General features: G+C 73.3%; 19 protein-coding genes. 10 read left to right on the top strand and 9 right to left on the bottom strand.

What is annotated here, in order from left to right; genetic code table 11:
• The first annotated feature begins 79 nt into the window (after window positions 1-79).
• Window positions 80-1,339 carry a M48 family metallopeptidase gene (locus WHN02_RS24755; protein WP_434741062.1) on the top strand — a complete coding sequence of 420 codons (1,260 nt, stop codon included), beginning with the start codon at window positions 80-82 and terminating at the stop codon, window positions 1,337-1,339.
• Entirely contained in the window at window positions 1,336-2,460 is a 1,125-nt protein-coding gene (locus tag WHN02_RS24750; protein WP_434741061.1) for a glycosyltransferase family 4 protein, read from the top strand. Before WHN02_RS24755 ends, WHN02_RS24750 begins: the two co-directional genes overlap by 4 nt.
• A 25-nt stretch (window positions 2,461-2,485) precedes the next feature.
• On the opposite strand, the gene WHN02_RS24745 is transcribed toward WHN02_RS24750, so the two are convergent.
• The 5 genes from WHN02_RS24745 to WHN02_RS24725 form a co-directional block, all read right to left on the bottom strand.
• A complete protein-coding gene (locus WHN02_RS24745; RefSeq protein ID WP_434744058.1) occupies window positions 2,486-4,261 on the bottom strand; it encodes a putative bifunctional diguanylate cyclase/phosphodiesterase in 1,776 nt (591 codons plus the stop codon).
• A gap of 25 nt (window positions 4,262-4,286) precedes the next feature.
• A complete protein-coding gene (locus tag WHN02_RS24740) occupies window positions 4,287-5,063 on the bottom strand; it encodes an SAM-dependent methyltransferase (protein ID WP_434741060.1) in 777 nt (258 codons plus the stop codon).
• Between the two features lie 202 nt (window positions 5,064-5,265).
• The gene (locus tag WHN02_RS24735) at window positions 5,266-5,931 is read right to left on the bottom strand and encodes a response regulator transcription factor (protein WP_012014490.1); all 666 of its coding nucleotides are present in this window, start codon (window positions 5,929-5,931) and stop codon (window positions 5,266-5,268) included.
• A 7-nt stretch (window positions 5,932-5,938) separates the two neighbouring features.
• Complete coding sequence (locus WHN02_RS24730) at window positions 5,939-7,636, bottom strand: sensor histidine kinase (RefSeq protein WP_434741059.1); 1,698 nt, start codon at window positions 7,634-7,636, stop codon at window positions 5,939-5,941.
• 14 nt (window positions 7,637-7,650) lie between these two features.
• Window positions 7,651-9,468, bottom strand: a complete 1,818-nt coding sequence (locus WHN02_RS24725) for an AMP-dependent synthetase/ligase (protein WP_434741058.1) — start codon at window positions 9,466-9,468, stop codon at window positions 7,651-7,653.
• Between the two features lie 153 nt (window positions 9,469-9,621).
• Here WHN02_RS24725 and WHN02_RS24720 point away from each other — a divergent pair, with 153 nt between their 5' ends.
• From WHN02_RS24720 to WHN02_RS24695, 6 genes are all read left to right on the top strand, one after another.
• The gene (locus tag WHN02_RS24720; RefSeq protein ID WP_434741057.1) at window positions 9,622-10,077 is read left to right on the top strand and encodes an SRPBCC family protein; all 456 of its coding nucleotides are present in this window, start codon (window positions 9,622-9,624) and stop codon (window positions 10,075-10,077) included.
• A gap of 39 nt (window positions 10,078-10,116) precedes the next feature.
• Window positions 10,117-10,806, top strand: coding sequence for a hypothetical protein (locus WHN02_RS24715; RefSeq protein ID WP_434741056.1), 690 nt, complete (start codon window positions 10,117-10,119; stop codon window positions 10,804-10,806).
• Window positions 10,807-10,879: 73 nt separating this feature from the next.
• On the top strand, window positions 10,880-11,827 hold the full coding sequence (locus tag WHN02_RS24710) for an ROK family glucokinase (protein ID WP_434741055.1): 948 nt from the start codon (window positions 10,880-10,882) through the stop codon (window positions 11,825-11,827).
• 19 nt (window positions 11,828-11,846) lie between these two features.
• Complete coding sequence (locus tag WHN02_RS24705; RefSeq protein WP_434741054.1) at window positions 11,847-12,557, top strand: endonuclease/exonuclease/phosphatase family protein; 711 nt, start codon at window positions 11,847-11,849, stop codon at window positions 12,555-12,557.
• 103 nt (window positions 12,558-12,660) lie between these two features.
• Complete coding sequence (locus WHN02_RS24700) at window positions 12,661-14,064, top strand: flavin-containing monooxygenase (protein WP_434741053.1); 1,404 nt, start codon at window positions 12,661-12,663, stop codon at window positions 14,062-14,064.
• 2 nt (window positions 14,065-14,066) lie between these two features.
• Window positions 14,067-14,873 (top strand): alpha/beta hydrolase, encoded by an 807-nt coding sequence (locus WHN02_RS24695; protein WP_434744057.1) that lies wholly within the window; start codon window positions 14,067-14,069, stop codon window positions 14,871-14,873.
• 41 nt (window positions 14,874-14,914) lie between these two features.
• On the opposite strand, the gene WHN02_RS24690 is transcribed toward WHN02_RS24695, so the two are convergent.
• From WHN02_RS24690 to WHN02_RS24680, 3 genes are all read right to left on the bottom strand, one after another.
• Window positions 14,915-16,333: an alpha,alpha-trehalose-phosphate synthase (UDP-forming) gene (locus WHN02_RS24690; protein ID WP_434741052.1), complete on the bottom strand. Its 1,419-nt coding sequence runs from the start codon at window positions 16,331-16,333 to the stop codon at window positions 14,915-14,917.
• A gap of 193 nt (window positions 16,334-16,526) precedes the next feature.
• Window positions 16,527-17,366, bottom strand: coding sequence for a DUF308 domain-containing protein (locus tag WHN02_RS24685; protein WP_434741051.1), 840 nt, complete (start codon window positions 17,364-17,366; stop codon window positions 16,527-16,529).
• 312 nt (window positions 17,367-17,678) lie between these two features.
• Window positions 17,679-21,158 carry an ATP-binding protein gene (locus tag WHN02_RS24680; protein ID WP_434744056.1) on the bottom strand — a complete coding sequence of 1,160 codons (3,480 nt, stop codon included), beginning with the start codon at window positions 21,156-21,158 and terminating at the stop codon, window positions 17,679-17,681.
• 115 nt (window positions 21,159-21,273) lie between these two features.
• Here WHN02_RS24680 and WHN02_RS24675 point away from each other — a divergent pair, with 115 nt between their 5' ends.
• On the top strand, window positions 21,274-21,540 hold the full coding sequence (locus tag WHN02_RS24675; RefSeq protein WP_434741050.1) for a hypothetical protein: 267 nt from the start codon (window positions 21,274-21,276) through the stop codon (window positions 21,538-21,540).
• A gap of 82 nt (window positions 21,541-21,622) precedes the next feature.
• On the opposite strand, the gene WHN02_RS24670 is transcribed toward WHN02_RS24675, so the two are convergent.
• The gene (locus tag WHN02_RS24670; protein WP_434741049.1) at window positions 21,623-22,315 is read right to left on the bottom strand and encodes a Crp/Fnr family transcriptional regulator; all 693 of its coding nucleotides are present in this window, start codon (window positions 22,313-22,315) and stop codon (window positions 21,623-21,625) included.
• 372 nt (window positions 22,316-22,687) lie between these two features.
• Here WHN02_RS24670 and WHN02_RS24665 point away from each other — a divergent pair, with 372 nt between their 5' ends.
• Window positions 22,688-23,185, top strand: a complete 498-nt coding sequence (locus WHN02_RS24665) for a polyadenylate-specific 3'-exoribonuclease AS (RefSeq protein ID WP_434741048.1) — start codon at window positions 22,688-22,690, stop codon at window positions 23,183-23,185.
• Window positions 23,186-23,277 lie beyond the last annotated feature (92 nt).

Genomic DNA, 23,277 nt, shown 5'->3' with positions numbered 1-23,277 from the left:
TGGGCGCTCACGGCAGGAGGAGCGGCATGACCCGGGTACGGCGCGACGGTGACGGACCCGTGTCCGGCGGGGTGCCGAGGTGACCCCCCGAGGCTGGGCCCTGCTGACCCTCGCCGGTCTGGTCGTCGCCCTGGCCGTGGTCGCCGTCGTCCTGGTCCCCTGGAACCGGCCACCCGCACCCCGTGCCGACCAGCTCGCCGCCCTGCGGGACCTTCCCGCCGACCAGGTCGCCCACGCCCGTACCTTCCGGGGCGACCTGCGGCCCGGCCGCTACCTCGGGCTCGCCGTCGGGCTCCTGGCCGCCCTGGCGCTCGGGCTCACCCCGCTGGGCAGCCGCCTGATCGACCTGGTCGGGCGCCCCTTCGGCGGACACTGGGTGGCGCAGGCGGTACTCGGCGGGCTGGTGGTGGTCCTGGTCGTCGACCTGGTGACCCTGCCCTTCGCCGCCTGGCGGCACTCGGTCCTGCTGAGGTACGGGCTCAGCACCAACGGCTGGGGTGGCTGGACCGTCGACCTGCTCAAGTCGTACGCGGTCAGCGCGGTGATCGGTGCCGTCGCCCTGCTCGGTTTCTACACCGTCGTCCGGCTGGCCCCCCGGTGGTGGTGGGCGGTCGGCGCGGTCGGGGCGGCCGGTCTGGTGACCCTCCTGTCGTTCGTGTTGCCGGTCCTCGTCGAGCCGGTCTTCAACAGGTTCACCCCGATGGAACCGGGGCCACTGCGGACCGAGTTGACGAACATGGCCGCCCGCGACGGCGTACCGGTGAAGGACGTGCTGGTCGCCGACGCGTCCCGGCGGACCAAGGCGGTGAACGCGTACGTCTCCGGGTTGGGGCCGACGCGGCGGATCGTGGTCTACGACACCCTGCTGCGGGAGGCGACCCCGGCCGAGGTGACGAGTGTGGTCGCCCACGAGTTGGGCCACGCCAAGGACCGCGACGTCAACGTCGGCACCCTGACCGGGGCGTTGGGGGCAGCCGCCGCGGTGATCGCCCTCTACCTGCTCGGGTCGGCCGGCCCCCTGCCCCGACTGGCCGGGGTGGACTCCGTCGCCGACCCCCGTGCCTTCGCCCTGCTGTTCGTCCTGGTCACCCTGGCCGGGCTGGTCGCCGGCCCGGTCCAGGCCGCGGTGTCGAGACGGGTGGAGGCCCGGGCCGACGCCCACGCGCTGGCCCTCACCGGTGACCCGGCGACCTTCGAGGCGATGCAGCGCCGACTGGCCGGGATCAACCTGGCCGACCCCGATCCGCCCCGGTGGGAGTACCTCTGGTCGGCGTCGCACCCGTCCACCGTGGAGCGGATGGCCGCCGCCCGCGCCTATGCCAGGGAGACCGGCCGATGAGCCGTACGCTGCTGATCACCAACGACTTCCCGCCCCGCCCCGGCGGCATCCAGTCGTTCGTGCACAACCTGGCCCTGCACCAGCCCTCCGACTCCGTCGTGGTGTACGCCTCGACCTGGCGGGACGCGGAGAAGTTCGACGCCGACCAGCCGTTCGAGGTGGTCCGCGACCGGACCCGGGTGTTGCTGCCCACCCCGCTGGTGGCCCGCCGGGCCGCCCGCCTGGCCCGCGAGTACGACTGCGACACCGTCTGGTTCGGCGCGGCGGCCCCGCTCGGGCTGCTCGCCGCCGGGCTGCGCCGCCGGGCCGGCATCCGACGGGCGGTGGCCCTGACCCACGGGCACGAGGTGGGCTGGGCGGCCCTGCCCGGCGCCCGTGCCCTGTTACGCCGGATCGGGCGCGGGGTCGACGTCACCACCTACCTCGGGGAGTACACCCGGGTCCGGCTGGACCGGGTCCTGCACGGGCTGACCGACCTGCAACGGCTGGCCCCCGGGGTGGACGTGGAGACGTACCACCCGGACGTGGACGGCGAGCCGGTCCGCCGCCGGCTCGGCCTGGCCGACCGGCCCGTGGTGGTCTGCGTCTCCCGACTGGTGGCCCGCAAGGGACAGGACCAGTTGATCCGGGCGCTGCCGGAGATCCGTCGTCGGGTGCCGGACGCGGCGCTGCTGGTGGTCGGCGGCGGCCCCTACCGGGACACGTTGGCCCGGCTGGCGCGTCAGCACGGGGTGGAACGGGACGTGGTCTTCACCGGGTCGGTCCCGGCGGCGGAGCTGCCCGCCCACTACGCCGCCGGGGACGTCTACGCGATGCCCTGCCGAACCCGCAACCGGGGGCTGGACGTGGAGGGCCTCGGCATCGTCTACCTGGAGGCGTCGGCGACCGGGCTGCCGGTGGTGGCCGGCGACTCCGGCGGGGCGCCCGACGCGGTCCGCGAGGGGGAGACCGGATTCGTGGTCCGGGGTCTGGACGTGGCGCAGCTCGCCGACCGGGTGGCCACCCTCCTCACCGACCGGGACCTGGCCCGCCAGTTCGGGGCGGCCGGCCGGGCCTGGGTGGAGCGCGAGTGGCGCTGGGAGACCCAGGCCCGACGGCTGACCGACCTCCTGGGTCGCTGAGCCGCCGGGCCCCGGGTCGGCGGGGTCAGGGGAGGCGGGCCAGGAGCCGCTCGGGTGGGCCGGGACGGCCGAAGTGCCAGCCCTGCCCGGCGTCGCACCCGATCTCCCGCAGACGTTCGGCCTGGTCGGCCGTCTCCACCCCCTCGGCGGTGACCGTCAGGTCGAGGTCGTGGGCGAGGGCGACGAGCGAGGTGAGGATCCGCTCGTTGGTCCGACCGGCCCGGCCGTCGCCCGGAGACCGCAGCCCGGTGACGAAGGAACCGGCCACCTTCAGCTCGGTCACCGGCAGGTCCCGCAGGTACGCCAGGTTGCAGTAGCCGGTGCCGAAGTCGTCGATGGCGATCCGTACGCCCAGGTCGGCCAGGGTGCGCAGCGCCCGGGCGGGCTCCGCGGCGGTGGTCATCATGGTGCTCTCGGTGATCTCCAACTGGAGCCGGTGCGGTGGCAGGCCGGTCCGTTCCAGCAGGTCCCGGACCTGGTGCACCAGGTCCGGGGTGTGCAGCTGCCGGACCGCCAGGTTGACGCTGACGAACGGTGCCGGTTCGGGCCACTCCCGGGCCTGCCGGCAGGCCTCGGCCAGCACCCAGGCGCCCAGCCGGACGATCAGCCCGGTCTCCTCGGCCAGGCCGATGAAGCTGTCCGGGCCCAGCAGCCCCAACTCCGGGTGCCGCCACCGCACCAGCGCCTCCACGCCGAGCACGGTGCCGTCGCGCAGCGACGTCAGGGGCTGGTAGTCCAGGAAGAACTCCTCCCGGTCCAGCGCGCCGGGCAGCGCGGCGGAGAGGGCGTGCCGGGCCAGTTCGAGGCGGTTGCGTTCCGGGTCGAACAGGGACCACCGGGCCCCGCCGGCCAACTTGGCCCAGTGCACCGTGCTGTCGGCGGCCCGCATCAGCTCACCCGAGGCGGCGTCGACGACCGGCACCTCCACGATTCCGACGCTCGCCGAGACGGTCAGCTCCTGACCGTCGACGAGGGCGGGTCGGCCGACGGTGGCGATCGCCGCCTCGGCGACCTCGACCACGTCGTCGGTGCTCCCGGTCCGTTCCACCAGGATGCCGAACTTGTCCCCGCCGAGCCGGGCGACGAGGTGCCCGCCCAGCGAGTGGCGGAGCCGACGGGCCACCGACACCAGCAGTTGGTCACCCACGCGGTGGCCCAGGGAGTCGTTGACCACCTTGAACCGGTCCAGGTCCAGGAAGCAGACGCCGATGCGTTCGGTGCCCGTCCCGGGGTCGCGGATGACGTCGGTGAGGCGTTCGTGGAACGACGTCCGGTTGGGCAGGCCGGTGAGGGGGTCGTGACCGGCCTGGTGCCGGAACCGGGCCTCGCTCTCGCGCAGCCCCTGTTCGGCCTGGTCCCGGGCCGACAACGCGGCCCGACGCATCTGTTCCTGCTCGTCGAGGGTCCGGTCCCGCAGGGCGTGCGCGAAACCGGTGGCCATCGCCCCGACCAGGCGGGCCAGTCGAGTCTCGGCGTCGGCGGTCTCCATCCCCAGGTCCCGCAGCAGGCGGAGCGCGACGACCTCGACGCTGCGCCCCAGGCCCTCGGGGGCGCAGATGTGGGCGGCCACCAGGTCGGCACCGACCCGGGCACCGGGCCGTACGTCGAAGGGCTCGGCGACCAGGGCCGCCGCCAGTCGTTCGGTGAGCCGACCGAGGAACTCCGTCAACTCGGTGCGGCTCATCGGGATGTAGCTGGTCCCGGTGACCGCCCGGGCCCAGCGGTTGGCGAAGGTCGTGGATCCGGAGGGGACCCCGACGGCCAGGGCGGTGCCGTACCGACTCGCGGTGTGGTCGGCCATCGAGGTCCGCGAGCCCTGCCGAGGGTCAGTCACCGAGACGCCCGACGCCGCCCCGGAAGGCCGCCCGCTCCGCGTCGTCGGCGCCCTCGGTGCACTCGGGGTGCCACTGCGGCACCCAGACCACCCCGGGTTCCACCAGGTCGAAGCCGTCGAAGAGGGCGGCCAGCTCGGCCCGGGTGCGGACGACCAGCGGGTTGTCGGTCAGCTGGTACACCCGCTCGGCCTCGTGCTGCTGCGGACTCTCGTCGTCGGCGTCGTCGCTGACCTGTGACAACACCAGGTGGCTACCGGGCGCGAGCGCGGTCCGCAACGTCCGGAGGATCTCCGCCGGTCGGTCCGAGTCCGGGACGAAGTGCAGCACCGCCACGATCAGTACGGCCACCGGCCGGCTGAAGTCGATCAGCTCGGTGACCTGGGGGTGGGTGAGGATCCGCTCCGGGCGGCGCAGGTCCTCCCGGATGACTGTCGCCCGGTCGTTGTCGGCCAGGATCTCCCGGCTGTGGGCCACCGCGATCGGGTCGACGTCCACGTAGACGACCCGGGAGTCGGGGGCCGCCCCCTGGGCGATCTCGTGCACGTTGCCCACGGTGGGGATTCCGGACCCGATGTCGAGGAACTGTCGTACCCCGGCGTCGATCAGGAACTGCACGGCCCGGCGGAGGAAGGCCCGGTTGGCCTGGGCCATCAGCGGGGCGTCGGGGACCGCTGCCAACACCGCCCGGGCCGCCTCCCGGTCGGCGGCGAAGTTGTGGGAGCCGCCGAGGTAGTAGTCGTACATCCGGGCCACGCTGGGGCGTTCCATGTCGATGGTCTCGGGGCTCCAGTCGGGCCGCCCCGGGCTTGCGTCCGTTTTGCCGATAACGCGAGAATCATCACCTGCGCGGGTCACCCGGGTATTCTGCCCCTCCTGTGCCCGGGTGAGAAGACCGGGAACCCGATCGTCGCCGTCGGTGACGAGGACCCGGCCCGCCGTGGCGGACCGGGTCCTCTGACGCAGTGGCAGATCAGAACTTGGGGGCGTCCGGCGCCTCCAGCAGACCGAGCCGCAGCGCGGTCATCAGCGCCTGTGCCCGGTTCGCGGCACCCAGCTTCTCGTAGAGCTTCGAGATGTGGGTCTTGGCGGTCGACTCGCTGACGAACAGCTGCTTGGCGATCCCCGCGACGCTCATCCCGTCCGCGAGCAGCCGCAGCACCTGCCCCTCCCGGGGGGAGAGCTGCGGACCCGAGGGCGCCAACCGGCGCTTCATCGCCTCGGCCAGGTCCGCGGCGGTGAAGGCGCTGGGGGAGGAGGCGGCGTGCCGGGCGGCGGCCACCACCTCGTCGGCCGGGGCGGTCTTCGGCACGAACGCGCTCGCTCCGGCCTCCAACGCACCGAACAGCTGGTCGTCGCCGGCGTACATGGTGAGGACCACGATCCCCATCGTCGCGCTGGACTTGCGCAGGGCGCGGGTCGCCTCCAGGCCGCTGCCGTCCGGCAGCCGCAGGTCCATGATCACCACGTCCGGCTGGAGGGCCCCGGCCTGGCGTACTCCCTCCGCCGCCGTCGCGGCCTCACCGACGACCTCGAACTGCCGGTCGCGCTCGAAGGCGTGCCGTAGGCCCTTGCGGATCAGGTCGTGGTCGTCGACCAGGAGGACCTTGGTACGGGTGGCCGGTGTCGGAGTGGTCATCCTCGGGTTACTCCCCTTCTGCTGCGGCTGCTGCTGCGCTACCGCGCACGTTATCGCGCCGGGGTGGGGAGCCGACCACCACCGCCACGGTCGTCCCACGGGGTTGCCGTGGCCTGATCTCCAACCGGCCCCGGATACGTTCCGCCCTCTCGGCCATGATCGCAAGACCATAGTGCCCCTCGGCGCGCTGGTCACCGATGCCGTGACCGTCATCCGACACTTCGATCTGCGCGTACGGCGGGTCGACCTCACAGGTGACCCAGAGATTGGACGCCCCGGCGTGCTTGCGCGCGTTCGTCACCGCCTCCTGCGCGATCCGCAACAGTTCGGCCTCGGTGGCCGCCGGCAGTCGGGCCGTGGACTCGTCGAGCGACAGGTGCACCCGCAGCCCGCCGGAGGCGCCCACGGTACGGGCGTACTCGGCGATCGCGGCGGCCAGTCCGCCGTGCCGGTCCACCTCGCTGCGCAGCTCGAACAGGCTCAGCCTCAGCTCCGTGATCACCCGGGTGACCTCGTGGCGCAGGGTACGCAGCGACTCGGCGGTCTCCTCGGCGTCCTCGTGCACGGTGGCCAGGGCGTTGTCGATGCCGTACCCGACCATCACCAGCTCCTGGGCGACCCCGTCGTGGATCTCCCGGGCGAGCCGCTGCCGTTCCTCGTTGGTGGCCAGCGACCGCACCTCGTCGAAGAGCAGCGCCGCCTCCAGCCGCAGCGCCGCCGGGCCGGTCAACGCCGTCACCCGGGACACCACCGGAGCCGGGTACGCCAGCGCGGTGTCGGCCTCCACCACCACCAACCCGACGGTCCGCACCCCGGCGACCAGCGGCACGATCAACGCCGAGACGTCCCCGCCGGTGTGCGAGCGGGCCTGGGAACGGGCGGCGGTGTGCGGCTGCTGGCTGGCCCAGGCGTCGGCGATCGCCGAGTCCGCGTCCAGGGTCGTCTCCCAGTCCACCCGCTCCGCGCCCACCTGGGCGAGGACCACCAGCCGGCCCCCGCCGCTGGCGGACAGGACCGCCGCCCGGTCGGCGCTGGCGACGGTCCGCAACTCCTCCAGCAGGTGCTCGGAGATGCCGCCCGGGTCCAGGGTGGCGCCGGGCAGCTGCCGGGCGACGGTACGGAGCTGGGTCAGCAGGCGGGTCGCCTCGGCGTACGGCTGGGGCTCGGTCGGGGTGCGGGCACGGACCAGCTGCTGCAGGGCGTGGGCGGTGAAGAGCCCCAGCCCGGCCAGCAGCAGCCACTGGCCGCAGACCGCGAGGTAACCGATCTGGAGCAGTTGCCGCTCACCGTCGACGCGGGTGACCACCCCGCAGATCAGCAGGGTGGTGGTGGTGACCCCGAGCAGCACCGCGCCCTCGACGAAGCGGCGGCGCAGCGCGGTGACGGTCACCGGGACCGCCAGGTACGGCAGTACCGCCGAGGCGCCGAGCCCGTCCACCGACCCCCCGAATCCGGCGACGGCGGCGACCTGGCTGGCCGCCAGCCCGAGCACCATCGCCTCGGCGATCCGGCTGAGCGGGGCGAGGAGCCGGTGCTGGGGGGCCAGCAGGGCGGGCACCCCGGCGGCGGCGAGCAACGCCACCCACCACAGCTGGCGGGGGTCACCGGTGGCGAGCAGGGTCAGGGCCGCGACCAGCGCGAGCATCACCAACCGGGCGGTGACGGCCGTGGGGTGAGGGGGGCGGGGGGAGGTGGAGGCGGGCACGTGACGGATCGTAGTCAGCGCCGGTAGATGTCGGCGATCTCCGCCGCGTACTTGTCGTGCACGACCTGCCGCCGCACCTTCATCGAGGGGGTCATCTCCCCGGTCGCCTCGGTGAAGTCGCTGGGCAGGATCGTGAACACCTTGATCGCCTCGGCCCGGGACACCTCCTGGTTGGCGGCGTCGACGGCGCTCTGGATCTCGGCCCGCAGCTTCTCGTCGTCACGCAGGTCCGCCACCGTCGCGTCGGCCGGCAGCCCGGCCGACTCCCGCCACGCCGAGAACGCCTCCTCGTCGATGGTGAGCAGCGCCGACACGAACGGCTGCCGGTCGCCCACCACCACGCACTGGCTGACCAGCGGATGTGCCCGGACCTTGTCCTCCAGGACGGCCGGGGCGACGTTCTTGCCCGCGGCCGTCACGATGATCTCCTTCTTCCGGCCGGTGATGCTGAGGTACCCGTCGGCGTCGAGCTGCCCCAGGTCGCCGGTGCGGAACCAGCCGTCGGAGGTGAGCACCTCGGCCGTGGCCTCCTCGTTGTGCCAGTACCCGCCGAAGATCAGGTCACCGGCGATCAGGATCTCGCCGTCGTCGTCGATGCGGATGGCGACGCCGGGCAGCGGACGGCCCACGGTGCCGATCCGGGTGGCGCCGGGCAGGTTGGCGGCGGCGGCGGGGGAGGTCTCGGTCAGGCCGTACCCCTCCAGGACGGTGACCCCGATGCCGCGGAAGAAGTGGCCGAGCCGGGCACCCAGCGGCGCCCCGCCGGAGATCGCGTCCCGGCACCGTCCGCCCAGCGCCGCCCGCAGCTTGCCGTAGACCAGGCGGTCGAAGAGGGCGTGCTGCAGGCGCAGGCCGAGGCCGGGTCCGCCGGGGGCGTCCTGCGCCTCGCTCCAGGCGATGGCGACCTTCTCCGCCCGGTCGAAGATCCGTCCCTTCCCGGCGGCCTCGGCCTTCTGCCGGGCACCGTTGTGGACCTTCTCGAAGACCCGGGGTACGGAGAGCACGAAGGTCGGCCGGAACCGTTGCAGCTCGGGCACCAGCCGGGTGGGGTCGGGGCAGTGCGCCATGGTGGCCCGGGCCTGCACCACCCCGATCTGGATCAGCCGGGCGAACGCGTGGGCCAGCGGCAGGAACAGCAGGGTGGCGGCCCCGGCGTTGAACAGGTTCGGCAGCACCGGCACCGCGTTGGCGATGTCGGCGTACATGTTGCGGTGGGTCAGGATGCAGCCCTTGGGGCGGCCGGTGGTGCCGCTGGTGTAGATGATGGTGGCCAGGTCGTCGGCGCGCAGCGCGGCGCGGCGCTTCTCCACCTCCACCGGGTCGACCGACTCGCCGGCGGTGACCAGGTCGGTGACCGCGCCCAGGTCGATCTGCCACACCTCGCGCAGGTCGGGGGTGCGGTCCCGGACCCCGGCGACCAGGGCGGCGTGGGCATCGGTCTCCACCACCACGGCGACGGCGCCGGAGTCGGCCAGGATCCAGGCCGCCTGCTCGGCGCTGGAGGTCTCGTAGATCGGCACGGTCACCGCCCCGGACGCCCAGATCGCGTAGTCGAGCAGGGTCCACTCGTACCGGGTGCGGCTCATCAGGGCGACCCGGTCACCGGGGGAGACACCGGCGGCGACCAGTCCACGGGCCACCGCGACCACCTCGTCGCGGAACTGTCGGCAGGTGACGTCGACCCAGGTGGCGTCCGGCCCGTCGGCTCCGGCCGGTTCGGGGCGGACGAACTGGACCGCGTCCGGGGCGGCCTCGGCGTTGGCCCAGACCGGGTCGGTCAGGTCGGCCGAGTCGCCGATGGTGACGACCGGCGGGACGGAGAACTCGCGCACCTGACACTCCCTCGTGCTCGTACGTGGTCCGGTGCCGGGGCGGGGGCGGCCCCGGCTCTCGAGGAAACCTACCTGCCCGAACGGTGCGGGCGGACAGGCAGGCCCGAGGGGTGGCACCGGGCGTGGCCCGGGCGGTACGGGTAGCCTCCCCCCATGGCGGACTCCTCCACCCAGTCGATCGTCGTGGCCGCGTCACCGGCACAGGTGGCGGCGGTGATCTGCGACTTCCCCCGATACCCGGAGTGGACCGAGGCGCTGCGCCGGGCCGAGGTCGTCGAGGAGTACACCGACGGGTACGCCAGTCAGGTGCGGTTCACCGTCGACGCGGGGGTGATGGCCGACGAGTACACCCTGGCGTACGAGTACGCCGAGGACCTGTCCCGCATCGAGTGGCACCTGGTCGAGCCGTCGAAGATGCAGCGCTCCCAGCAGGGGTCGTACGACATCGTCGGCAACCCGGACGGAACCACCACGGTGACCTACACCCTGGCCGTGGAGCTTTCCGTCGGAATGCTCGGGATGCTCCGCCGCAAGGCCGAGAAAATGATCATGGATACGGCGTTGAAGCAGCTCAAGCGCCGGGTAGAGACATCCGGCGCCGCGCAGTGACGCGCCCGACGGCACGTTCGCCACGGTAGGGGGCCCACCATGGGGGGTACGGAACCGGGTTCGGCCCGGGAAGAGGCGGAGCGGCTGGTCGCCACGCTGCTCGCCGCCGCGCGGGTGGCCTCCGCCGGAGCCCGGGGGCAGTCGCCCTGGGGGCCGCTCGGTGGGATGCTCTCGGGTGTCCTCGGTCACAGTGGCGGTCCGGCGGCGGCGCACCGCCAGCCGTCCGGCGGCGGCGGTTTCGCCACCGGTGCGCCGGAATGTTGCGTCTGCCCCCTCTGCCGGGCCATCACCGCCATGCGTGATCCGAGCCCGGAGTTCGCCGAGCGGCTCGCCACCGGCGCCGGTGACCTCGCCGCCGGTGTGGCCAGCATGATGCGCGCCTTCACCGAGTCCGATGATCGACGACCGTCGTCGGACGCCCCCGCCCCGGGGGCCGGGTCCGGGCGGCCCGCCGAAGCCGACCGGCCCGACCGGGCAGAGGGGAAACCGGATCACGTCTGGCGCGAGGCCACCCGCACCGGGCATGATTCTGCCTCGGCACCGGAGCACGACGTCTGGTCCGCCGCGACCCGTGCCGGGGACGAGGCTGCTCGGGTCGCCACCGTACCGCCCGTCGACGGCGATGGGCCAGGCGAGCCGGAGACGGCCCGACCGTCGGTCGACCGCTGCGCGGTGCCCGCCTCGCGGGCCCCGCAGGAGAACGGGGACGCACCGGAGGGCGGGGCCTGACCACCGGACACCCCGCCTCCGACCGGCCCGACCGGCCGGGGGCGGGCAGTACAACGGAAGGGGAGTGGCAGCGGTGACGCTGACCATCGGAGTCGACGTCGGTGGCACGAAGGTGGCGGGCGGTGTCGTCGACGACACCGGCGCGGTCCTCGTGCAGGTCCGACGGGACACCCCGGCCGAGGACGTCGGCAAGACCCGGGACGTCATCATCGAGGTGATCAGCGAGCTGGCCGCCGGCCGGACCGTCGACGCGGTAGGCATCGGCGCGGCGGGTTGGATCGACGCGAGTCGTTCCACTGTGCTCTTCGCCCCCAACCTCGCCTGGCGCGACGAACCGCTGCGCCAGTACGTCAGCGCCGCCGTCGGCCTGCCGGTGATCGTGGAGAACGACGCCAACGTCGCGGCCTGGGCCGAGTTCCGGTACGGGGCGGCCCGCGACGCCGACGACTCGATGGTCATGTTCACCATCGGCACCGGTGTCGGCGGCGGCATCGTCCTCGGCGGCGGGCTGGTCCGGGGCGCCCACGGCATCGCCGCGGAGCTGGGCCACATGCTCACCGTGCCGGACGGACACCAGTGCGGCTGCGGCCGGCTCGGCTGCATCGAGCAGTACGCCAGCGGCAACGCCCTGGTCCGGTTCGCCCGCGCCGGTGCCCGCCAGGAACCGAACCGGGCCGCCGCCCTGCTCGAACTGTCCGGGGGCGACGCCGAGGCGATCACCGGACCGATGGTGACCGCCGCCGCCCAGTCCGGTGACCCGGTCTCCTGCGAGGCGTTCGCCCAGATCGGCCGCTGGCTGGGCACCAGCCTCGCCGACATGGCCCAGATCCTCGACCCCCAGGCCCTGGTCGTCGGCGGAGGGGTGATCGACGCCGGTGACCTGCTGCTCGGCCCGACCCGCCGGTCCTTCGCCGAGGCGCTGGCCCAGCGGGGCCGGCTCCCGGTGGCCGACATCCGCCCGGCCGAGCTGGGCAACAGCGCGGGTGTCATCGGCGCCGCCGACCTGGCCCGCCTCAGCTGAATCGATGGGAGAGAACTCGGTGAACGCGTCGACGGGCGACGGGGTCCGGCTGCGGGTGGTGTCGTACAACATCCACGGTCAGCGCGACGACACGGCCGCGTTGGCCGCCGTGGTCCGGGAGGCCGCGCCGGACGTGGTGATCGTGCAGGAGGGGGCCCGCCGGTTCCGGTGGCGGCAGCGCAACGCGTCGCTGGCCGCCTCGTTCGGCCTGGTCCTGGCCGCCGGCGGGCTGCCGTCGCTGGGCAACGTCCTGCTCACCAGCCTGCGGGTCCGGGTCCGCGACACCCGCGACCGTCGGTTCCCGCTGACCCCCGGTCGGCACCTGCGGGGGGCTGTCTACGCCGACTGCCAGGTCGCCGGGGCCAGGTTCACCCTCGCCGGGTCTCACCTGTCCACCGACCCGGCGGAGCGTCCCGCCCAGGCCGAGTTGCTGCGCAAGGACCTCGCCGAGGCGCGCTGGCCGCTGGTGTTCGGGGCGGATCTCAACGAGGGTCCGGAGGGTCCGGCCTGGCAGACCCTCGCCGACGGGTTCACCGACACGGCGGTGGCGATGGACCGGGCGGACCGGCTCACCTTCTCGTGCACCGACCCGCGCCGCCGCATCGACGCGCTCTTCGTCGACCCCCGGATCACCGTCGTCGACTACGACGTGGTGGACACCCCGCAGACCCGGCGGGCCAGTGACCACTTCCCGATCCTGGTCGACCTCCTGCTACCCGGCGAGGACTGACCCCGGGTCGACGAGACCGCGTGGCGGGGCTGGACAACCGACTCCATTGTGGAGAAGATTTCGCATCGACCGGCCCGAGCGCCGTACAGAAGGAGTCTCTTCGGTGTCCTCCTCCACCGACCACGGCCGCCCCGAGCACGAGACGGCACCCGCACCACCCGCCGGGGGGCGGGCGATCTCCGACCGGGGCGACACCGTCTGCGTGATCGGCGCCGGGGCCAGCGGGCTCGCCGCCCTCAAGAACCTGCGGGAACACGGGTTCGGCGTCGACTGCTACGAACGGGAGACCGGCGTCGGCGGCGCGTGGAACTGGCGACACGACCGGAGCCCGGTGTACGCCAGCACCCACCTGATCTCGTCGCGTCCGCTGACCCAGTTCCCCGACTTCCCGATGCCCGACGACTGGCCGGACTACCCGCACCACGCCCAACTCCTGTCCTACTTCGAGCGCTACGCCGACCACTTCGACCTGCGGTCGCACATCTGGTTCGGCACCGAGGTCGTCCGGGTCGAGCCGGTCGACGGCGACCGGTGGGACGTGACCACCCGCTCCACCGGCGGGTACGGCCCCGAGCGCACCTCCCGGTACGCCGCCGTCCTGGTGGCCAACGGCCACAACTGGTCGCCGAACCTGCCCGGATACGAGGGGTTGGAGCAGTTCCGGGGCGAGGTCATGCACTCCTCGTCCTACAAGGACGCCACCCAGCTGCGCGGCAAGCGGGTGCTCGTGGTCGGCGCCGGCAACACCGGTTGTGACCTGGCCGTCGAGGCCGCCCAGCAGGCCGCCCAGTGTTGGCACTCGACCCGGCGCGGCTACTGGTACGCCCCGAAGTACGCCTTCGGTCGACCGATCGACCAGGTCAACGACACCCTCCTGCGCCTGCGGGTGCCGTTGCGGATGCGACAGTGGCTCTACCACCGGATGCTGCGGTTGACCGTCGGCGACCTGACCCGGTTCGGCCTGCCCCGCCCCGACCACCGGGTGTACGAGACCCATCCGATCGCCAACAGTCAGCTGGTCCACTACGTCGGACACGGCCGGATCACCCCGGTCCCGGACGTCGCCCGGTTCCACTCCACCGCCGTCGAGCTGACGGACGGCCGACGGATCGAACCCGAGCTCGTCGTCTTCGCCACCGGCTACCTGCCGCGTTTCGAGTTCCTCGACCCGACGGTGCTCGGTGGCACCGAGGCCGAGGGGCGCCCCCGGCTCTGGCTCAACGCCTTCGTCCCGGGACGACCGACCCTCGCCGTCGCCGGGCTGGTGCAGTCCGACTCCGGCGTCTTCCCGCTGACGCACTGGCAGACGGTCCTGTTCGCCCGCCTGTTGAAGCTCCGGTCCGAACGCCCCGACCGGGCCGAGGCGTTCGCCGCCCGGGTCCGGGCCGGTGCCGGTCAGCGGTACGCCGGCCGGGTCGTCCCCACCAGTCGGCACTGGTTCGAGGTGGCCCACGTCGACTACCTGCGCGCCCTGCAGCGTGCCCTGCACGAGCTGGAGGCGAAGTGACGATGCAGACCGACCGGGTGCGGGTCGTGCGGGCTCGGGAGTGGGCCGATCCGGTCCGTCCGGCCCGCCGGGAGGTGCGCAGCGCCCAGCCCGAGTTGGAGGAGGGGAAGCCGCCGCTGCTCTTCGTGCCCGGCTTCGGCCACGGGGCGTGGACGTTCGCCGAGCACTGGCTGGGGCACGCCGCGCAGCGGGGGTTCCCGGCGTACGCGCTCAGCCTGCGCGGGCACGGCGAGAGCGAACCGGCACCGGAGGCGACGCTGTCGGCGTACGTCCACGACGTGACCCAGGTGGCGGCGGGGCTGCCGCGCCAGGCGGTGCTGGTGGGGCACGGTGCCGGGGCTCTGGTGGTGGCGCACGCGTTGGCCCGCTACCCGGCCCGGGCGGCGGTCCTGGTGGCTCCGGTCTTCGGCGGCTGGGCAGCCCTCGGGTCAGCGCTGCGGTCCAACCCCGCCGGCACCCTACCGGCGGTCTTCGGCGGTCCGCTGCGCCTGGACCGGCGGCAGCTGTTCGGCCCGGACCTGCCCGAACCGCAGGCCCGCGAGTACGTCTCCCGGCTCGGCCGGGCCGGTCGGCGGGCCCAGTGGCAGCTGCTGACCGCCCCGGAGCCGGAACCGGCGGTGGGTACGCCACCGGTGCTGGTGTTGGGCAGCCCCGACGACCGGGTGGTACCGCCGGCCGCGCTGACCCGGGCGGCGGGCCGGTACGGTGCCGCGCCCCTGCTCTTCCCCGGGATGGGACACGACCTGATGCTCGACGTGCGGTGGCAGGAGCCGATCGACGCGATCCTGGACTGGTTGGGCAAGGGCTGACCGGCCCGGCACCGGTACGGCGGCTGCCGCACCGGTGCCGGTCAGGCGGTGCCGCCGAGCCGGTGCAGCAGGGACCCGTTCTCGTCGAGGGCGCTCAGGTAGGACCGGGCCCAGGCCCGGATGTCGTGTCGGCGCAGGTGCTCCCGCATGCCCCGCATCCGGGTCGTGACGTCGGCGGGGTCGGCCTGCAACGCGGAGAGCAGCCCCTGCTTGAGCCCTTCCAGGTCGTGCGGGTTGACCAGGTACGCCTGGGACAGCTCGGCCGCCGCCCCGGCGAACTCGCTGAGCAGCAGCGCCCCGGTGTCGTCGACCCGGGCGGCCACGTACTCCTTGGCGACCAGGTTCATCCCGTCGCGCAGCGGGGTCACCGCCATCACGTCGGCGACCCGGTAGAGGGCTGCCAACTCGATCCGGTCGAAGGGCTGGGTGAGGTAGTGGATGGCGGGCTCACCCACCCGGCCGAACTCGCCGTTGATCCGACCCACCTCGCGCTCGACCCGGTCCCGCAGGATCTGGTACTGCCCGACCCGCTCCCGACTGGGGACCGCCACCTGCACCAACACCGTGTCGCGGACCTTGATGTGCCCGCTGGCCAGCAGCTCGCTGTACGCGGTCAGCCGCTGCTCGATGCCCTTGGTGTAGTCCATCCGGTCGACGCTGAGGATGACCCGTTCCGGGTCGCCGAGATCCCGACGGAACCGTCGGGCCCGCTCGGCCACCTCCGTCCTCGCCGACAGCGCCGACAGCTCGTCGGTGTCGATCGAGACCGGGAACGCGCCGATGCGTACCACCCGGTCGTCGACGGCGATCCGGCGGTCGGTGGCGGAGACACCGAGCACCTTCGTGGCCAACTGGGCGAAGTTGTGCGCCGCCTGGGCCCGCTGGAACCCGACCAGGTCCGCGCCGAGCATGCCGTGCAGCAGCTCCGCCCGACGGGGCAGCTGCATGAACAGCTCCGGTGGGGGGAACGGCACGTGCAGGAAGAACCCGATCCGCAGGTCGGGGCGGAGCCGCCGGAGCAGGCCCGGCACCAGTTGCAGGTGGTAGTCCTGCACCCAGACGATCGCGCCGGGCTCGGCGACCGCCGCCGTCGCCTCGGCGTACCGCTGGTTGACCCGCTGGTACGCCTCCCACCAGCGACGGTGGTGTTCGGGTTGCTCCACGGCGTCGTGGTAGAGCGGCCAGAGGGTCGCGTTGGCGAACCCCTCGTAGTGGTCGCGCAGGTCGTCCCCGGTCAACGGGACGGTGTGCAGGCGTACCCCGTCCACGTCGGGCAGGCTCGGCGCGGGGCCACTCCCGCCGGCCCAGCCCACCCAGGTGGCGGGGGTCTGTCGGAGCAGGGGGTGCAGGGCGCTCACCAGACCGCCGGGGCTGCGGCGCCACTCGCAGGCGCCGTCGAGCGCCACACTGTCGTCTATGGGGAGGCGCATCGCCACCACCACGAGGGAACTCTGTCGCATCTGGGGGCATTCCGATCAGCCGGGACCGACCGCCCAGAAGGGGGAGCGCCGGGGCAGTCGGTGCGGGAGGGAAGTGACGGACAGCGGAATTCCTACTGACGGTAAGTTACACCACTGTGACCCTCGCCCCCGAGGTGGGCCGCGCGCCGGCGTGCGGCCGGTCGGCGGTGACGCTGCGTCGACCGCCCCGAGGTCAGACGACCGCGCCGTCGTCCGGGTCGTCATCGGCGTCCCCGGGACGCAGTCGCCAGATCAGCGTGACGAACCCGGCGAGTATGCCGGTGAACCCGAGCAGGGTGACCACCGAGCGGTCCACCGGCAGCAGGGTCGGGAAGACGAAGAGCACGAAGCCGAGGACCAGGGCCAACACCCCGACCACTGCGTACTTCGACATCCGGGGCAGCGGGGGTGGCGGCGGGGGGACGTACCGGTCGTCGGTGTCGTCGTCGGGCAGCTGCGCGCCGAAGGTGTCCAGCCCGTCGAGCAGCGACGGCTCGTCGCCCCGGTCCCGGGGACCGACAGAGATCCCGGAGACGTCGGCGGCGTACGGCAGTCGGCGTACGTCGGTGGCGGTCGGGGCGCCCGCGTCCTCGGTGCCGTTGCGGGTCGACGAGCCCGCCACCGGCCCCGGCTCGTCGTCGTCCACGTCCTCGGCCGCCGGCCAGGAGCGCCGCTCGGGTGCCGTGGACTCGTGGTAGCCGGCCACGATCCGGGCCCACTCGGCGTCGACGTCCGGTTCCTGCCGGGAACGCCCCGGCGGGGTCTCGTCGGTGAGTTGGGTGAGGTAGTCGCGGGCGGTGGTCAGGTGGGACCTGTCGACGTAGAGGCGATCGACCGGGCGGGCCGGCACGGTCGTGGTCCGGGTGACCGGGTTCAGGTCGGCGGAGGGTTGCAGGTAGGCGGCGATCCCCCCGGCGGCGAGCACGTCGAGCAGGTGCTCGCCCACGCGCGGATCCACGTCGCCGGCGACGGCGTACTCGCTCGCGTCGAGCCCGTTGTCCCGCCGTCCCCGGCGGGCCCCACCCGATGACACCCGGACATCCTCCTCACCGCGCTTCGCGGCGCGCCCCGCGTCCAGCCCTGCGCATCGACCCACACCCCGTGCCCTGAATCGTGACACGACCGGGCGACTTCCGGGAGTGCCTTGTGTCGCGTCTGCCAAAACTCGACGGGCCCGGATCCGTGCCACCCCGTCTCCCCGGGGAGCACCCGGGTGCCCGACACCGGCCGGGACCGTGACAGGACCCGGAGCCCGACGGCTGCCGGAGCCCGGCGAAGCCCGGTGACACCCGGGGCGGAAGTCCGTTTTGTCGGAATGCCCACGCTAGGTCGTGCGGGTGCCGGGTCACCACCGGTCGGCAGTGGCGAGCCGGACCAGCCCCGGCACGTCGTGGCGGTCGGCGAAGGTCCGTACCCGCAACAGGGCGGCCGTCGCCGCCGCCGGACGACCGGCCGCCGCCAACACCGGCACCGACAGGGCGCTGGTCAGGACCAGATCCGTCACGTCGGCCATCCGGCCGTAGCTGCGCAACGCCCGGCTGAACAGCTCACCGGCGGTCCGTCGATCACCGGCCTCCCCGAGCCGGGTCGCCTCGGCCACCTGCCCCGCCGCCTCGGCCCACGGGGTCATCCGAGGCGCCCGGGTCAGCAGCCGACCCAGCAGCCGGGCGGCCTCCCCGCCGAGCACCGCGGCCACGTGACCCACGGTCGGCACCCACTCGGCGAAGGGGATCATCCGGGTCCGCCGCCAGTCCTCGTCCAACTCGACGAGGAGCCGCAGCGCCTCGACCCGACGCCCCTGCACCGCCCGGCAGAGCGCGGCGTGCGCCAACGTCGAGTGCAGCACCCGGTGGAAACCACTGCGGCGGGCGGCGGACAGGGCCTGCTCCAGGTGCGCGTCCGCCGTCGGGTCCCCGCCGTCGCCCGGCCCGGTCCGCAGCGCCCGCATCCAACCGGAGACCGCCACGATGTGCAGGTCCCACTCCGCTGTCGGGCGGCGGGTCGACTCGTCGGCCAGGCCCAGAGCCGTCGTCCAGTCGCCCGCGTGGTACGACCGGCTCCACTGGTCGTCGAAGCTGGTGGCCAGGCTGTGTCCGCCCGCCGGGTCCAGTGAACGCTCCTCCTCCACCAGCCGCGCCGACCCGGCGAGGTCGCCCTCCTCCTGCAACGCCCAGGCCAGGTTGTGCACCGCCCGCCGTCGACTGGTCAACCGCTCCACCCGGCAGTGCTCGGTGACCTCCGCCAGCTCCCCGTACGCCTCGGGGACCCCGCACAGGTAGCGGGAGACGGCCAGGGTGATCCGGGCGTTGGCCTGGGCCTCCCGCAGTTCGAGCCGTTCGGCGAGGTCGGCGGCGGACCGGGCCGCCGCGCAGGCCGCGTCGGTCTCGGCGTTGAGCATCCGGACCCGGGCCAACTCCAGCAGCGCCTCGGCCTTCTCCCCGGTGTCCGGCAACTCGTCGTAGAGCCCGATCGCCCGGTCCAGACAACGCATCGTCTCGGGCCGGTCCGCCCGACTCCACGCCGCGATCGCCAGCAGGGTCCAGGCCCGGGCGGTGCGCGGCCGGTCCCCGGCCAGGGTCAGCTGGTCGACCAGACGGGCCAGCCGACGCTGCCCGTCCGAGGCCAGGAAGGCGTCCCTGTCGCGGTAGAGCGCCAACTCCGCGTCGAGCAGCTCCAACGCCGGGTCCGGCTCGCCGGTCAGGTCGAGCGCCCGGCCGACCAGGGTGGCCGCGGTGTCCAGCGCCGGCAGCTCGTACGCCCGTCGGGCGGCCCGGTACAGCGCGGCCCGGGCGGGTGCCGTGTACCCGGCCGGGTCCAGCCCGATGGTCCGGGCGATCTCGTGGGCGGTCCACCTGTGGTTGGCCAGGACCTCGGCCAGGTCCTCCTGCCGACCGTCGGCCCGCTGTTCCAACCAGTCCGCGGTACGCCGGTGCCGCTGGACCCGCTCGGCCCGGGGCAACCGCTGGTAGCACACGTCGCGTACCAGGATGTGCCGGAACCGGTACTCCGGCTGCCCCGGCATGCTCGATGCGGGCTGCTCGTGGATCAGGTCCCGGCGTTGCAACCGGGTCAGGGCGCGCTGCACCCACTCCAGCGAACGACCCAGCGCGGTGGCCACCGGCCCCGGCCAGAACTGCACGCCGACGACGGCGGCGGCCTGCAACACCGCCCGGTCGGCCTGATCGAGCAGATCCAACCGGTTGGCGATCACCGCCTGCACGGTCCGGGGGATCTCCGGCCCGGCACCCGGGTCGGGTCGACCCAGCCGGTCGGCGGGACCGAGGAGCCCGCCGTCGAGCAGCATCCGGGCGTACTCCTGGGCGTAGAGCGGGTTCCCGTCGGCGAACTCGATCAGCGGGGCCCGGGCGGTGGCCGGCAACACGGCCTGGCCGAGCAGCAGAGAGTAGAGCGTGTCGATGTCCTCGTCGTGCATCGGGGGCACCGAGATCGACATCGCCCCGCTGATCGTCCCCGTCCAGGCCGGGTGCCGTTCCCGCAGCTCGGGCCGGGCGGTGGCGACGATCAGCAACGGTACGCCCCGGGCCGCCGCGCCGAGCTGCTCGACGAAGGCGAGCATCGCCTCGTCGGCCCAGTGCATGTCCTCGAAGACGAGCACCGTCGGACCGGTGGTGGCCAGGGTGAGCAGGAAACGCCGCCAGGACGCCTCGGCCGCCCCGGGCTGGAGGCGCTCGCCGGGCAGGCCGATCAGCGGGCCGATCACCTCGGCCAGCCGCAGTGGGGACGACCCGGGCAGCTGCCCGAGGCGCTGACGCAGCCGCTCCCGCAGGGCCGCCGGATCGTCGTCGGCGGGCATCCCGACCCACCCCCGGACCACGTCGGCGAGGGCGGCGTACGCGACGTTCTCCCCGAAGGGCGGACACTGGCCGACCAGCCAGGTGACCGGGGGGCCGGGCAGGCTGGCGGCGTGTCGGGCCAACTCCCGCAGGAGTCTGCTCTTGCCCACCCCGGCCGGACCGAAGACGGTCACCAACTGGGCGGTGCCCTCGGTGACGGTACGGTGCAGGGCGCTGACGAGCAGGCCCCGCTCGTGCTCCCGGTCCACCATCGGGGTCAGCTCGCTGGTCCGGGGATCGGGCTGCGGCCGGACCCGGACCGCCAGCCAGATCCGGCTCACCGCCGACCGTCCCCGCAACGTCACCGGCGGCCGGTCGGCGTATTCCATCTCGTGCCGGGTGGCCGAGAAGGTGCTCTCGTCGACCACCACCCCGCCGGGCGGGGCGAGGCCCTGGAGTCGACTGGCGGTGTTGACCACGTCGCCGGTGACGAAGGCCTGTCCGCCGTCGCGGGCGGCGGTGAGGTCGACGAGGGCCTCGCCGGTGGCGACGCCCACCCGGAAGGTCAGCGGCTGCTCACCGGTGGTCTGCCGACCCAGGTTGCGCTGGAGTTCCAGGCCGGCCCGTACGCACCGCAGGGCGTCGTTGTCGGTGGCCACCGGCGCCCCGAACAGCGCCATCACCGCGTCCCCGATGTACTTCTCGACCACCCCGCCGTACTGGTGCACGAGCCGCCGTACGGTGGCGAAGTAGGTCTGTTGCAGGGCACGGGCCTGTTCCGGGTCGGCGCGCTCGGCGTAGGTGGTGAAGTCCACGATGTCGATGAAGAGCACGCTGACGTGTCGACGGTCCTCCTGCACCACCGGTGCCTGCTCACGCAGCGGTTGACCGCAGTTGGTGCAGAAGTTCGCCTCGGTGCCGTTGGGGTGTCCGCAGCTGGCACAGGGGACCACCACGGCACGTCCACAGCCGCCACAGAAGCGGTCGTGGGGGCCGGCCGGCTGGGAGCAGTGTCCGCACTTGAGGTCGATGACCCTGAAGTCCTTTCTGGTCGCTCAGTCAGGTACCCGACGTGCAACAGGACCGTCATGCAGATCGACTGCGATTAGTCTTCCCTACGCAGTGGTTCGTTGTCAGGAGGATGCCGTGCACGTACGACTGTCCACCCCGTGGACCGACCCGCAGGGGACGCTCCGCGCTCGTGGCGAGACCGTCGACGTCGACGCGGTGACGCTGGCCAGACTGGAGGAGCAGGGCATGGTGGAGAACCCGGACGGCCAGTCGGTCGACCCGCAGAAGATAGGTCCCGGTCCCGGTACGCCCCCGGAGAAGATCGGTCCCGGACCCGGTGCCCCGCCGGAGAAGATCGGTCCCGGCCCGGGCGCCCCGCCCGCCGACGGCGCCGGGAAATGACCGACCGGCGTGGACCGGCCGGGCGACGGCCCGCCGGTCCGCGCCGTCGCACCACCTCGAAGGACCGCTCCGACGAGTCGGGTCAGCGGTCGTTCATCCCGGCGCGTCGGCGCAGCGCCGCCACGTCGGTCACCACGATCCGCCGGCCCTCGGTGCGCAGCCAACCACGGCTGGCGAACGATCCGATCGCCTGGTTGACGCTCTGCCGGGAGCCGCCGGCCATCTCGGCGAGCTGGCTCTGGTTCAGTTCGATGGTGATCATCGGAGCCTGGCTCTCCCCGGCCAGCCGGACCAGGGTCTTGGCCACCCGGCCCGGCAGGTCGAGGAAGACGTGATCGGCGTTCTGCTCGGTCAACCGGCGGATCAACGCGCCGAGGGAACGCATCACCGCGTCGAGGATGCGCGGGTTGGAGTGGACCAGCTCCATGAAGGCCGGTCGCGACAGCGCCAGCGCGGCACAGTCCTCGATGGCCTCCGCGGACGCCGACCGGGTGGAGGCGTCCAGGAGGGAGACCTCGCCCAGGACGTCCGGCGGGCGGACCACCGACAGGACCGCGCGCTCGCCGGTCGGGGCCGTCCGGAAGACCGCCACGGCACCGCGCCGGAGCACGATCAGCGACTCACCCGGGTCGTTCTCGACGAAGAGCAGCTGACCCTTGCGGTACGTCCGTGGTACGGCAGCCGCGATCACCCGGTGGCGGACCTCCGGCTCCAGGCCGGCGAACAACTCGACACCCGTGAGCGCGTCACCCGGCTCCGGCAGGCGCATCTCCACGTCCTGACCCCTCCCCGGTAAAGGACCAATTGGCAGCCGGGTGAACCTGACAGCCCCCGGTTCGAGGCGATCTGAACCGGTTCGGCGTCCGGTAGCGTTACACATCAGATCATGACGCCCCGGTCGCTTGCTGTACACCCCTGGAGCCACTTCCGTTACAGCCCCGACCAGCGCCGCGACCCGCAACGACCGTCCGTGTGGGCATTTTCGGACCGACAGTGGTCCGACGGCGGCCGACCGCGTGGGGCGGGCCGACCGACCGGGCCGGTCGGGTCGCCCGAACCGGCGGTCCGGGTGACCCGACCGGTGGGGCGTGGCGAGGTCCGGTACCCGGCGTGCGGACGCCGCCGGGCGTGGACCAGGATGGTCGGGATGGTCTACCGCTACTTCTACGACTGTGAGTTCATCGAGGACGGCACCGTCGTCGACCTCGTCTCGATCGGTGTCGTCGACGAGTACGGCCGCGAGTTCTACGCGGTCTCCACCGAGTTCGACGACTCCCGGGCGGTGCCCTGGGTCCGCCGGAACGTGCTCGACAAGCTGCCATCCCCGGCCGACCGGGCCTGGCGCTCGCGGGAGCGGATCCGCGACGAGCTGTACGAGTTCCTCGTCGAGCCGATCCGGGGGCGTCCCGGCGAGCAGTTGGAGCTGTGGGCCTGGTACGCCGCGTACGACCACGTGGTGTTGGCGCAGCTGTGGGGTGCCATGCCGGCCCTGCCCCGGGAGATCCCCCGGTTCACCAAGGAGCTGCGCCAGCTCTGGGACGACAGGGGGCGGCCGACGCTCCCGGAGGCCGCCTCGGCCCGGCACGACGCGCTCGTCGACGCCCGGCACAACCTCGCCCGGTGGCGGGCGATGACCGGCGGCTGAGCCCGTCCGGTCGACGGGCGACCCGGCCGGTGTCCGAAAAGTTGACCCCTCACAAGTTTGACCACTTCTGCCCTGGGCACCGGTTGGATTTT

Source organism: Micromonospora sp. SH-82, from assembly GCF_051132485.1.
Classification (GTDB): domain Bacteria; phylum Actinomycetota; class Actinomycetes; order Mycobacteriales; family Micromonosporaceae; genus Micromonospora.
The sequence above is the reverse complement of the archived record's forward strand: the minus strand, read 5'-3'. Positions and strand labels throughout refer to the sequence as shown.

Bases quoted from the DNA above. Each gene is read 5' to 3' on its own strand.
- WHN02_RS24750 (WP_434741061.1), top strand. From the start codon at position 1,336: ATGAGCCGTACGCTGCTGATCACCAACGACTTCCCGCCCCGCCCCGGC.
- WHN02_RS24745 (WP_434744058.1), bottom strand. From the start codon at position 4,261: ATGGCCGACCACACCGCGAGTCGGTACGGCACCGCCCTGGCCGTCGGG.
- WHN02_RS24740 (WP_434741060.1), bottom strand. From the start codon at position 5,063: ATGGAACGCCCCAGCGTGGCCCGGATGTACGACTACTACCTCGGCGGC.
- WHN02_RS24735 (WP_012014490.1), bottom strand. From the start codon at position 5,931: ATGACCACTCCGACACCGGCCACCCGTACCAAGGTCCTCCTGGTCGAC.
- WHN02_RS24720 (WP_434741057.1), top strand. From the start codon at position 9,622: ATGGCGGACTCCTCCACCCAGTCGATCGTCGTGGCCGCGTCACCGGCA.
- WHN02_RS24715 (WP_434741056.1), top strand. From the start codon at position 10,117: ATGGGGGGTACGGAACCGGGTTCGGCCCGGGAAGAGGCGGAGCGGCTG.
- WHN02_RS24695 (WP_434744057.1), top strand. From the start codon at position 14,067: ATGCAGACCGACCGGGTGCGGGTCGTGCGGGCTCGGGAGTGGGCCGAT.
- WHN02_RS24690 (WP_434741052.1), bottom strand. From the start codon at position 16,333: ATGCGACAGAGTTCCCTCGTGGTGGTGGCGATGCGCCTCCCCATAGAC.
- WHN02_RS24665 (WP_434741048.1), top strand. From the start codon at position 22,688: ATGGTCTACCGCTACTTCTACGACTGTGAGTTCATCGAGGACGGCACC.